Origin of the sequence: Vibrio sp. HENC-03, from assembly GCF_000305755.2 — a bacterium.
GTDB lineage: Bacteria > Pseudomonadota > Gammaproteobacteria > Enterobacterales > Vibrionaceae > Vibrio > Vibrio owensii.
This window is the reverse complement of record NZ_JH976108.1, coordinates 1-12247: the sequence shown is the minus strand read 5'-3', so window position 1 is coordinate 12247 and position 12247 is coordinate 1. Positions and strand designations below refer to the sequence as shown.

8 protein-coding genes and 5 tRNA genes are annotated in these 12247 nt (G+C 46.2%); 6 read left to right on the top strand and 7 right to left on the bottom strand.

All coding sequences use genetic code 11. The features are described 5' to 3' along the window. Positions 1–77: 77 nt before the first annotated feature. The 5 genes from VCHENC03_RS17095 to VCHENC03_RS17115 form a co-directional block, all read right to left on the bottom strand. Positions 78–154: transfer RNA gene (locus VCHENC03_RS17095), tRNA-Pro, on the bottom strand. A 64-nt stretch (positions 155–218) separates the two neighbouring features. Beyond that, positions 219–294 (bottom strand) — tRNA-His (locus VCHENC03_RS17100). 48 nt (positions 295–342) lie between these two features. Next, positions 343–419, bottom strand: a tRNA-Pro gene (locus VCHENC03_RS17105). Positions 420–495: 76 nt separating this feature from the next. Beyond that, positions 496–571 (bottom strand) — tRNA-His (locus VCHENC03_RS17110). Positions 572–605: 34 nt separating this feature from the next. Next, positions 606–682 (bottom strand) — tRNA-Arg (locus tag VCHENC03_RS17115). A gap of 361 nt (positions 683–1043) precedes the next feature. On the opposite strand from VCHENC03_RS17115, the gene VCHENC03_RS17120 reads away from it, so the two are divergent. After that, positions 1044–1457 carry a c-type cytochrome gene (locus VCHENC03_RS17120; RefSeq protein ID WP_005434644.1) on the top strand — a complete coding sequence of 138 codons (414 nt, stop codon included), beginning with the start codon at positions 1044–1046 and terminating at the stop codon, positions 1455–1457. Between the two features lie 72 nt (positions 1458–1529). Here the strand turns inward: VCHENC03_RS17120 and rep are convergent, their stop codons facing one another. After that, the gene (gene rep / locus VCHENC03_RS17125) at positions 1530–3545 is read right to left on the bottom strand and encodes a DNA helicase Rep (RefSeq protein ID WP_009705430.1); all 2016 of its coding nucleotides are present in this window, start codon (positions 3543–3545) and stop codon (positions 1530–1532) included. A gap of 170 nt (positions 3546–3715) precedes the next feature. Here rep and VCHENC03_RS17130 point away from each other — a divergent pair, with 170 nt between their 5' ends. From VCHENC03_RS17130 to ubiK, 4 genes are all read left to right on the top strand, one after another. After that, the gene (locus VCHENC03_RS17130; RefSeq protein WP_009705429.1) at positions 3716–4297 is read left to right on the top strand and encodes a TetR/AcrR family transcriptional regulator; all 582 of its coding nucleotides are present in this window, start codon (positions 3716–3718) and stop codon (positions 4295–4297) included. A gap of 18 nt (positions 4298–4315) precedes the next feature. Then, positions 4316–5422 carry a multidrug efflux RND transporter periplasmic adaptor subunit VmeC gene (gene vmeC, locus VCHENC03_RS17135; protein WP_009705428.1) on the top strand — a complete coding sequence of 369 codons (1107 nt, stop codon included), beginning with the start codon at positions 4316–4318 and terminating at the stop codon, positions 5420–5422. 11 nt (positions 5423–5433) lie between these two features. Beyond that, entirely contained in the window at positions 5434–8556 is a 3123-nt protein-coding gene (gene vmeD / locus VCHENC03_RS17140) for a multidrug efflux RND transporter permease subunit VmeD (RefSeq protein WP_005434659.1), read from the top strand. A gap of 131 nt (positions 8557–8687) precedes the next feature. After that, the gene (gene ubiK, locus VCHENC03_RS17145; protein WP_005427244.1) at positions 8688–8939 is read left to right on the top strand and encodes a ubiquinone biosynthesis accessory factor UbiK; all 252 of its coding nucleotides are present in this window, start codon (positions 8688–8690) and stop codon (positions 8937–8939) included. Between the two features lie 374 nt (positions 8940–9313). Here the strand turns inward: ubiK and ilvC are convergent, their stop codons facing one another. Beyond that, entirely contained in the window at positions 9314–10798 is a 1485-nt protein-coding gene (ilvC, locus tag VCHENC03_RS17150) for a ketol-acid reductoisomerase (protein WP_005434660.1), read from the bottom strand. Positions 10799–10940: 142 nt separating this feature from the next. On the opposite strand from ilvC, the gene ilvY reads away from it, so the two are divergent. Further along, the gene (gene ilvY / locus VCHENC03_RS17155) at positions 10941–11831 is read left to right on the top strand and encodes an HTH-type transcriptional activator IlvY (RefSeq protein WP_009705427.1); all 891 of its coding nucleotides are present in this window, start codon (positions 10941–10943) and stop codon (positions 11829–11831) included. Positions 11832–12247 lie beyond the last annotated feature (416 nt).

Here is a 12247-nt window from a genome sequence, read left to right as displayed (position 1 = left end):
TGCCGACTCATCTAGTCCAAGCGATATCACTAGCTCTAAAACGACGAAAGCCTGCTAAGAAGCAGGCTTTCTAATAGTGGTCGGTGAAGAGGGATTCGAACCCCCGACCCTCTGGTCCCAAACCAGATGCGCTACCAAGCTGCGCTATTCACCGAACTGTATTTGCTGATTCTCTCAAATCAGACAGGATACTTCAACTAAGAAGTCACCTTAATTAATGGGGTGGCTAACGAGATTCGAACTCGCGACCACCGGAATCACAATCCAGGGCTCTACCAACTGAGCTATAGCCACCATCAATTTTTGCTGTTTACCGCTCTATTATAGCCATAAACTAAATAGTGGTCGGTGAAGAGGGATTCGAACCCCCGACCCTCTGGTCCCAAACCAGATGCGCTACCAAGCTGCGCTATTCACCGACGAATTTTGTTTCGACTCTTGGGATATCTGAATCAAAACTGGAAACTTCATTAACTTAATGAGTTACCGAAATAATGGGGTGGCTAACGAGATTCGAACTCGCGACCACCGGAATCACAATCCAGGGCTCTACCAACTGAGCTATAGCCACCACTATGTTCGTGCCTTTGATTTGTATTCCGGAATGGCACGCCCGAAAGGATTCGAACCTTCGACCTTTGGCTCCGGAGGCCAACGCTCTATCCAACTGAGCTACGGGCGCATGCCCCATCGGCGGAGAGGAATAATACGGATATCACACTATGCCGTCTAGTACTTTTTTTACTTTTTTTCTCGTTTGGTCTCTTTTTCGACAGTTATCTGCCTTTAAAGAGAATTTTTGATGTGATTCACGCCCTGTCATGGATAACTTGTTGTTTATTGCAACAAGTTATCGGGATATAATCACCCATTATTTACATTGATTTAACAGCTGCAACTTGGTTGTTTAATCACTCTAGACCGTTAGAGAAGGTTTTCTGCTCACTATAGAAGCAATTGCGTAAAACTTTCTCCAACGGCTCTAAATACTCTAACTATATAAATAGGTAAGTCACTTACCTCGGGAATGTGAAGTGGGTTTAATGGATATGTCTCGACGAATGATTAGCGTTTTGTTCGCTGCCTTAACTTTCTCTACGGCAGCTTTAGCTTCTGACATCAGCCAAACTGAATACGATGCGATCGCAGAACGCATCAAACCTGTCGGTGATGTTTATCTTGCAGGAGCAGAACCAGTAAAAGCAGAGCCAACTGGTCCACGTGATGGTGCGTCAGTTTACGGTACTTTCTGTATTGCTTGTCACGCATCTGGCGTGAACGGTGCACCGAAAACTGGTGATGCGGCAGATTGGGCACCACGTATTGCACAAGGCAAAGACGTGCTGACCAACCATGCAATCCAAGGCTTCAACGCGATGCCAGCTAAAGGTACGTGTATGGACTGTTCTGATGACGAAATCATCGCAGCCATCGACCACATGATTGAAGGTCTATAATAAAGACATCAACGAAAAAGGCTTGCCACATGGCAAGCCTTTTTGTTTTTAGTCCGTCGTAACAACACTGCACTACTTCTTAAACATTGCTCGAATATTGGCGATGTGTGCTTGGCCTTTTGCCATACGCTCTTCTGCCGATACTGGCTTTTTGTTTACTTCCCATTCAACGTCGTCAAATGGCAGCTCATCTAAGAAGCGGCTTTGCGTCGGCTTGATCAATTCACCAAACTGTCGACGTTCCTTACACATGGTAAAAGTCAGCTCGCGCTGCGCACGGGTAATACCCACGTACATTAGGCGGCGTTCTTCTTCAACGTTGTCTTCATCAATACTGGTTTGGTGCGGCAGAATGCCCTCTTCCGAACCAATCAAGTACACGAACGGGAACTCGAGACCTTTCGAAGCGTGCAGTGTCATCAATTGAACCGCATCGCTATCTTCATCTTCTTCACCGCGTTCCATCATGTCGCGTAGGGTAAGACGTTGAACCACCTCTTTTAACGTCTTCTCTTCTTGGTCGTAGTTGTCACCTTCTAGATCGGCCACAATCCAAGAATAAAGATCAGAAACGTTCTTCATACGCATTTCAGCCGCTTTCGGGCTTGCTGACGTTTCGTATAGCCAATCTTCGTAATGAATATCACGTACAAGCGAACGCACCGCTTCAACCGTATCACCTCGCTCAGCTTGATCAGCAATAGCTACCAACCATTGCGTGAAACGGCGTAGGTTCTCTAGGCCACGGCCGGTTAGGTGCTGTTCCAATCCCATTTCAAAGCTGACTTCAAACAAGCTCTTACCACGCATGTTGGCGTAGCTACCCAGCTTCTCTAGAGTCACGGGACCAATTTCACGACGCGGCGTATTCACAATACGTAGGAACGCGTTGTCATCATCTGGGTTCACCAATACACGTAGGTAAGCCATGATGTCTTTGATCTCTGCTCGAGCGAAGAAAGACGTGCCGCCAGACAGTTTGTATGGCACACGGTTTTGCATCAGTGACTTTTCGATCAAACGCGATTGGTGGTTACCACGGTATAGAATCGCATAGTCTTTATATTCGGTGCGGTTTAGGAACTTGTGCGCAATCAATTCACCTGTTACGCGCTCCGCTTCGTGCTCTTCGTTCTTCGCCAGTAACACTTTGAGTTTTTCGCCGTCAGGAATTTCCGAGAACAGCGATTTCTCATACACGTGTGGGTTATTCGCGATCAAGATGTTAGCTGCACGCAGAATACGGCTAGTGGAACGGTAATTCTGCTCCAACTTAATCAAGCGCAGATTTGGATAGTCTTCACCGAGCAACACCAAGTTTTGCGGCTTAGCGCCACGCCATGAATAGATAGATTGGTCATCGTCGCCTACAACAGTTAAACGACCGCGCTCGCCAACGATGAGCTTCACCAAATCGTATTGGCTGGTGTTGGTATCTTGATATTCATCCACCAATAAGTAACGAATGCGATTTTGCCAGCGTTGACGCACTTCTTCGTTATTACGTAGCAGTTGCACGGGTAGGGAAATCAAGTCGTCAAAATCAAGCGCGTTATACGCCTTCATCTGCTTTTGGTACATCTCGAAGCAGAACGCAAACAGCTGTTGTTGCTCACCTTGAGCCAGCGCTTTGGCTTGCTCCGGTGTCAGCATGTCGTTCTTCCAGTTCGAGATTGAACTCAAAAGTTGGCGCAACAAGTCTTTGTCACCATCAAGCTGCTTCTCTGTTAGCTCTTTGAGTAGCGCGAGCTGGTCTTGATCATCAAATAATGAGAAGCCCGCTTTCAAGCCAAGGTGTTTGTACTCGCGCTTGATGATGTTCAACCCTAACGTGTGGAACGTCGAGACCATCAGACCTTTCGATTCAGATTTACCTAACGTTTGGCCAACACGCTCTTTCATCTCGCGTGCCGCCTTGTTGGTAAAGGTTACCGCAGCAATATTGCGTGCCTTGTAGCCACACTGCTGAACCAAATAAGCGATTTTATTGGTAATAACACGAGTTTTACCCGAACCAGCGCCCGCTAGCACCAAGCATGGGCCTGATACGTACTTAACGGCTTCGTCTTGTCTGGGGTTCAGCTTCATAAAAATTCTCTGCGGGTGGAAATAGTGGCGCCTATGATAAAGGGGTGAGTGTGTGAAAGCTACGGTCATTTTCACGTAATTTTTACACAGAGAGTTGCAACATTTTGTTGCATAACTGACCAGTCTTTGCGCTATAATGAATGAACGTTCATTCATTGGGTGGTGTGGTTATGACCTATAACACTACTGGAGATAAATACGAGCAAATCATCGCAGCTGCCGAACGCTTAATTGCTGAATCGGGTTTTCATGGTCTATCCATGCAAAAGCTCGCAACTGAAGCAGGTGTCGCAGCAGGCACGATTTATCGATATTTCTCAGATAAAGAACATCTTTTAGAAGAAGTCCGCCTTACCGTTACCAAACGTATCGCGGAGGCCGTTCAAGCGGATGTTCATGACGATATGCCCCTGAAAGAGCGTTACCGCACTATGTGGCTCAACATTTGGCACCTTGCTGGATCAAATTTAGACACCTTAAGTAATCGTGTCCAATATGAATCACTGCCTTGTGGAAATCGTAAAAGTACTCGGGAACTTGAAAGGCAAATGTTTGCCCAAGTAGATCGTCTTTTTAATCAAGGCAAAGTGGAAGGGGTATTTAAACCTCTCGATAACGAAATTCTTTCAGGGTTAAGTTTCGAAGCTAGTGTTGCGCTTGCTAGAAAACATGCTTTGGGATTTTATCAGTTGGATGAAGACGCGTTGGAAGCAGCCGTTGAAGCCAGCTGGGATGCAATTATTAAACACTAACTTGGAGTTCTTAATAGAATGAAAAAGTGGACTTTCTTTATGTTACTTATCGCGGTTCTTCTGTTCGGAAGCGTGATAGGTTTCAACTTATTCAAGCAACAGAAAATTGCTGAATACATGGCGAATCGTCCGGAACCAGAATTCCCAGTAACCGTAACAGAAGTACAAGCGGTTGATTGGGTTCCTGTTATCGAGGCGATCGGCTTCATTGAACCTAACCAAGGTGTCACTGTTGCGAACGAAACCAGCGGTGTGATCGATAAGATTTCTTTCGACTCTGGTACTCAAGTTGAAGAGGGCCAGCCTTTGGTTCTTCTAGACTCTGAAGTAGAAATCGCAAACCTTAAGAGCTCTCAAGCTAAACTGCCAGCGGCTCAAGCTAAGTACAAACGCTACCAAGGCCTTTTCAAAAAAGGCTCTATCTCTAAAGAAGCGTATGACGAAGCAGAAGCAAACTACTTCTCACTGAAAGCGGATATCGAAAGTCTTAAAGCGACCATCGACCGTCGTGAAATCAAAGCGCCTTTCGCTGGTGTAGTTGGTATTCGTAACGTTTATCTTGGTCAATACCTACAAGCAGGTACTGACATCGTGCGTCTTGAAGACACATCAGTAATGCGCCTGCGTTTCACCGTGCCTCAAACAGACATCTCTCGCATCAAGCTAGACCAAGAAGTAGACATCTTTGTTGATGCTTACCCTGATAAGCCATTCAAAGGTTCTATCTCTGCTATCGAGCCTGCGGTTAACGTTCAAAGTGGTCTGATCCAAGTTCAAGCTGACATTCCAAACAGCGATGGCAAACTTCGTAGTGGTATGTTCGCTCGTGCAAACATCATTCTACCGAAGTTAGAGAACCAAGTAACACTGCCACAAACGGCTATCACCTTTACCCTATATGGCGACAACGTGTACATCGTAACTGAAGAAGACGGTGAAAAACGCGTTAAGCAACACGTGGTAAAAGTGGGCGAACGCACTAAAGACATCGCGCATATTCTAGAAGGCGTGAAACCAGGTGATGTAGTGGTAACGTCGGGTCAAATCCGTCTAAGTAACCACGCGAAAGTGACCATCGTTGAAGATTCGGCACTGACACCACCTGCTGAAACACCAATGCTTTAATTGGAGGCATCATGCGCTTTACTGATGTTTTTATTAAACGTCCAGTTTTAGCGGTATCGATCAGCTTTTTGATTGCGTTGCTTGGTTTACAAGCCGTCTTCAAGATGCAGGTTCGAGAATACCCTGAAATGACAAACACGGTGGTTACTGTAACCACCAGTTATTACGGTGCAAGTGCTGACTTGATCCAAGGCTTTATTACTCAGCCTTTGGAGCAAGCCGTCGCGCAGGCCGATAATATCGATTATATGACTTCATCCTCGGTTCTAGGTACGTCTACCATTACCGTAAACATGAAGTTGAACACCGACCCGAATGCGGCGCTGTCTGACATTCTGGCGAAAACCAACTCGGTTCGTTCACAACTTCCAAAAGAAGCAGAAGATCCGACAGTAACCATGTCGACAGGTTCGACTACCGCGGTACTGTACATTGGTTTCACCAGTGATGAACTGTCTTCGAGCCAGATCACCGACTACCTTGAGCGTGTAATCAACCCGCAGCTATTTACGGTAAACGGTGTATCGAAAGTTGACCTATACGGTGGTATGAAATACGCACTGCGCGTATGGCTAGATCCAGCGAAAATGGGTGCACTTAAGCTGACTGCGACAGATGTGATGGGTGTGTTGAATGCCAACAACTACCAATCTGCAACGGGTCAGGCAACAGGTGAATTCGTTCTTTACAACGGTAGCGCAGATACTCAGGTATCCAACGTTGCTGAGCTAGAAGCTCTGGTTGTTAAAACTGGCGACGGTGATGTGATTCGTCTTGGCGATATTGCGAAAGTAACGCTAGAGAAGAGCCACGATATCTACCGTGCAAGTGCGAACGGTCAGGAAGCAGTAGTTGCAGCAATTAACGCGGCACCGAGTGCTAACCCGATTAACATCGCAGCTGATGTTCTTGCGCTATTGCCTCAATTAGAGCGCAACTTACCAAGTAACATCAAAATGAACGTGATGTATGACTCAACCATCGCTATCAACGAATCAATTCACGAAGTTGTGAAAACCATTCTTGAAGCAGCGGTGATCGTACTTGTGGTTATCACCCTATTCCTAGGTTCATTCCGTGCGGTTGTGATTCCTATCGTTACCATCCCGCTATCACTGATTGGTGTAGCTATGGTGATGCAGGCAATGGGCTTCTCGTGGAACTTGATGACACTTCTGGCAATGGTACTCGCCATCGGTCTGGTGGTGGATGACGCGATCGTTGTTCTTGAGAACGTCGACCGTCACATTAAAGAAGGCGAATCCCCGTTCCGTGCAGCTATCATCGGTACGCGTGAAATTGCGGTGCCTGTAATTGCAATGACCCTAACGCTGGGTGCGGTATACGCGCCAATCGCGTTGATGGGTGGTATTACAGGTTCGCTATTTAAAGAGTTCGCGTTAACCCTAGCGGGTGCGGTATTTGTATCCGGTATTATCGCATTGACTCTATCACCGATGATGTGTTCGAAGATGCTTAAGGCAAATGAAGAGCCAAGCAAATTTGAGCAGAAAGTACATCACGTATTGGATGGTATGACCAACCGTTACGAGAAAATGCTGACATCAGTGATGGCACACCGTCCTGTGATCATCGCGTTTGCGATCATTGTATTCGCAAGTTTGCCGATTCTGTTTAAGTTCATTCCAAGTGAACTGGCACCTTCGGAAGATAAAGGCGTGGTTGTACTAATGGGTACAGCGCCATCAAACGCGAACTTGGACTACATCCAAAACACCATGAACGACGTAAACAAGATTCTATCTGACCAACCAGAAGTAGAATACGCTCAGGTGTTTAACGGTGTACCAAACTCAAACCAAGCATTCGGCCTAGCAACTCTGAAACCTTGGAGTGAGCGTGAAGCAAGCCAAGCAGACATCACTAAACGTGTAGGTGACCTTGTTTCTCATGTACCGGGTATGTCGGTAACTGCGTTCCAAATGCCAGAACTTCCTGGTGCAGGGTCAGGTCTGCCGATTCAGTTCGTTATCACTACACCAAACAGCTTCGAAAGCCTGTTTACTATCGCTAGTGATATCTTGACTGACGTATCGAAGAGTCCAATGTTCGTCTACTCGGATCTGGATCTGAACTACGATTCAGCAACGATGAAGATCAGCATCGACAAAGACAAAGCAGGCGCATACGGCGTGACCATGCAAGACATTGGTGTAACGCTAAGTACCATGATGGCGGATGGTTACGTAAACCGTATCGACCTAAATGGACGTTCATATGAGGTTATCCCTCAAGTAGAACGTAAGTGGCGTCTAAACCCAGAGTCGATGAAAAACTACTACGTACGCTCAGTTGACGGTAAAGCAGTGCCACTTGGCAGCTTGATCACGATTGATGTTGTCGCAGAGCCTCGCTCACTGCCTCACTTCAACCAGCTCAACTCAGCAACGGTTGGTGCAGTACCAGCACCTGGTGTAGCAATGGGTGATGCAATCAACTGGTTCGAAGACGTGGCACAAAACAAACTGCCATCAGGCTACAACCATGACTACATGGGTGAAGCACGTCAGTTTGTAACGGAAGGTAGCGCACTATACGCAACATTCGGCTTGGCACTGGCGATCATCTTCCTAGTACTGGCGATTCAGTTTGAATCTATCCGCGATCCAATTGTAATCATGGTATCGGTACCGCTAGCGGTATGTGGTGCATTGATTGCTCTGGCGTGGGGTACGGCATCGATGAACATCTACTCGCAGGTTGGTTTGATTACATTGGTTGGTCTGATCACCAAGCACGGTATCTTGATCTGTGAGGTAGCGAAAGAAGAGCAGTTACACAACAAACTGTCTCGTATCGATGCAGTAATGGAAGCGGCGAAAGTTCGTCTACGTCCAATCCTGATGACAACAGCGGCGATGATTGCAGGTCTGATCCCACTGATGTACGCAACAGGCGCAGGTGCTGAACAGCGCTTTAGTATCGGTATCGTAATCGTTGCTGGTCTGGCGATCGGTACGCTGTTTACGCTATTCGTACTGCCTGTGATTTACAGCTACCTAGCTGAAAAACACAAGCCACTGCCAGTGTTTGTTGAAGACAAAGACTTGGAAAAGCTAGCTCGAGTGGATGAAGCGAAAGCCGCTCACCGCGAATTAGCAGATAACAAGTAAGCATAAAGCACTAAGAAAAAGGTCACTTCGGTGACCTTTTTTATTGCTGCTCTCTTTTTTGCCATCTAAATGGCGACTTTCCCGTATCATTTACATAGAATGTGGGCAAATCAAAAGGAGTTTTAGCCACTATGTTTGACCCAAAGAAATTAGAGCAAATCGCTAAACAAATTCACGAATCAATGCCACAGCCAGTAAAAGAGCTAGGCGCGGATGTTGATCAAAAAGTTCGCCAAGTAATCCAAGGTCAGCTAAACAAGCTAGACGTTGTTAGCCGTGAAGAATTCGACGTACAAACTCAAGTTCTACTGCGTACACGTCAAAAGCTGACAGAGATGGAAAAGAAATTGGCTGAGCTTGAAGAAAAGCTAGCTGATAAATAAGCGAGAAGCGAGAAGCGAGAAGCGAGAAGCGAGAAGCGAGAAGCGAGAAGCGAGAAGCGAGAAAATACTTAAGGGTTGGCGTATGCACGTCAACCCTTTTTGTTTTTCGGGACTCGGGACTCACTTCAATTTTGTCTTCTTAAGGACAAATTCAGTCAACACTTACTGCACCTCTACTTCTTTCAATTCTATCCCAACGAACATCTCTCGACTCCAACAGCGAAGCTATCCCACAGTTCGAAGGAAACAGTCCGTCTTCATAAAAACAAAAAGGCTTGGCCAACGGCGACCAAGCCTTTTAATTAGATGTTGTGTTTTATGTTGTATTTATTGACCCCAGTCTATCTGGAGTTCTTTACTGACTTAGATAGAAATTAGCCGCCTACTGCGATGTTCTTCATATCAGTCATGTAACCACGTAGCTCTTCACCGATGTACTCTACTGGGTGGTTACGAATCGCTTCGTTTACTGCGATTAGCGTAGCGTTATCTACTTGGTTAGACGACTCGCCTAGACCTTTACCGATTACGTCTGTGCTTACTGATGGCATGAACTTCTCACGTAGTAGCGGTGTTGCTACGTTAGCGAATAGGTAGTTACCGTACTCCGCTGTATCTGAAATTACCACGTTCATTTCGTATAGGCGCTTACGTGCAACTGTGTTTGCGATTAGCGGTAGCTCGTGTAGTGACTCGTAGTATGCAGATTCATCGATGATGCCTGATGCTGTCATTGCTTCGAACGCTAGCTCAACACCGGCACGAACCATAGCTACCAATAGAATGCCGTTGTCGAAGTACTCTTGCTCAGAGATTTCGATATCGCCTGCTGGGTAGTTTTCGAAAGCAGTTTCGCCCGTTTCTTCACGCCAGCCTAGTAGGTTTGCATCGTCGTTTGCCCAGTCAGCCATCATAGTGCTTGAGAATTCACCTGTAATGATGTCATCCATGTGCTTGTTGTATAGTGGACGCATTAGCTCTTTTAGCTCTTCAGAAAGCTCAAATGCTTTTACTTTTGCTGGGTTTGATAGACGGTCCATCATGTGGGTGATACCACCAAACTTAAGTGCTTCGGTGATTGTCTCCCAACCGTATTGTAGAAGTTTACCTGCGTAGCTCGGGTCGATGCCGTCAGCGACCATCTTCTCGTAAGAAACGATAGAACCAGCTTGTAGCATGCCACATAGGATAGTTTGCTCACCCATTAGGTCAGATTTAACTTCTGCTACGAATGAAGACTCTAGACAACCTGCGCGGTGACCACCTGTACCTGCAGCCCAAGCTTTCGCGATATCCCAACCTTCCCCTTTTGGATCATTCTCTGGGTGAACCGCGATTAGTGTTGGTACACCGAAACCACGCTTGTACTCTTCGCGCACTTCTGTACCTGGACACTTAGGCGCAACCATCACAACTGTTAGGTCTTTACGGATTTGCATGCCTTCTTCAACAACGTTGAAACCGTGTGAATAGCCCAGTGCTGCGCCTTCTTTCATTAATGGCATTACCGTTTCAACAACGTTCGTGTGTTGCTTGTCTGGTGTTAGGTTGATTACTAGGTCAGCTTCTGGGATTAGCGTTTCGTAGCTGCCTACTTCGAAGCCATTATCTTTTGCGTTTTTGAACGATTGACGTTGCTCGTCGATCGCAGCTTGGCGCAGAGCGTAAGCAACGTCTAGACCAGAGTCACGCATGTTCAGGCCTTGGTTAAGGCCTTGAGCACCACAACCTACGATGACCACTTTCTTACCTTTTAGGTAATCTGCTTCTGATGCGAATTCTTCGCGGTCCATAAAGCGACAACGACCAAGTTGGTCCAATTGCTCACGCAAGTTTAGGGTATTGAAATAGTTAGCCATCTGGGTGCTCCTTAACATTCTTCCATAGAGGTCGGTATTTGTTTTACCGAATGAGTTCATACTAAAACAGACATTCTGTTGCTGAAAGTGATATATTCACAATTACTTATTGCAATTAATGCAACATGGAAGTGAAGATTTAATGAACATCAAAAGCCTGCAACTATTCATTCACCTATGTGATAGTAAAAGCTTCGCTAAGACAGCGGCAGCAATGCATATCAGCCCTTCCGCACTGAGTCGGCAGATTCAGAAGCTGGAAGAAGAAACACATCAACAGCTGTTCTTGCGTGATAACCGAAGTGTCGAATTAACGGTTCAAGGTAAGAAGCTATTACCTGTAGCACTGAAGATCTTAGGTGAGTGGCAGCAATACCAAAGTTACGTCAAAGGAACAGAAGACGAGTTAAAAGGGGAGATACGTTTATTTTGCTCGGTAACGGCAAGTTACAGCCACCTCCCAGAGCTTATTTCTGAATTCCGCATACAACACCCATTTATTGAATTTAAGCTCTCCACTGGTGATCCCGCCCAAGCTATCGATAAGATTCTGGCGGATGAAGCGGATATCGCGATCTCTGCAAAGCCAGACCAGTTAACCGCTAAAGTTGCTTTTGAACCAATCAGCGAGATACCTCTATCGGTTATTGCTCCAGTTGGAGTCAGCAGCTTCGCTGAAGAGCTACAGAAAGAAACTCCAGATTGGTCAACGATCCCTTTTATTCTCCCAGAAGCAGGCACAGCAAGAGAAAGAGCGAATGTTTGGTTTAAGCAAATGAAGATCAAACCAAACATCTATGCACAAGTGGCAGGGCACGAGGCCATTGTCAGTATGGTTGCTCTCGGTTGTGGCGTAGGTATCGCACCAGATGTAGTAATCAACAACAGTCCTGTAAGAGAGAAGATAAATCGACTCAAGGTTCTACCTATAAAACCATTTGAGCTAGGAGTCTGTTGCATCAAGAGCCAGCTAGAAAATCCATTAGTGAAAGCCCTATGGGAAGTCGCAGAAAGTAAGTATATCTCCCTGTAGACATGCCTCATTCAAATAGAAATAAGGTCTTTATCTGACAGAGCAAACTCCGCAACAGACACAGAGATCTGACGATATTAGAAACGACAAAGTCTAGTACGAAAGGCTGGGGTTCTATATAAATAGCAGAATGGTGAGGATGCCTACTCGTCCGGGCTTGCAGACAACTGGCTCTCATACCCTGAAAAGGAAAAATCTCTTTGCTTTTAAACGACAAAACCCAGTCAGAGGACTGGGTTTCTAAATAAATAGTAGAGCGACTGGGCTTGCACACGAGCGGAACTCGTTGGTCGTAGACCAAATAATAGCGCAAACGAAAAAGCCCTAGCATTTCTGCTAGGGCTTTGTCTGAATAAGTGGCGGAGCGGACGGGACTCGAACCCGCGACCCCCGGCGTGACAGGCCGGTATTCTAAC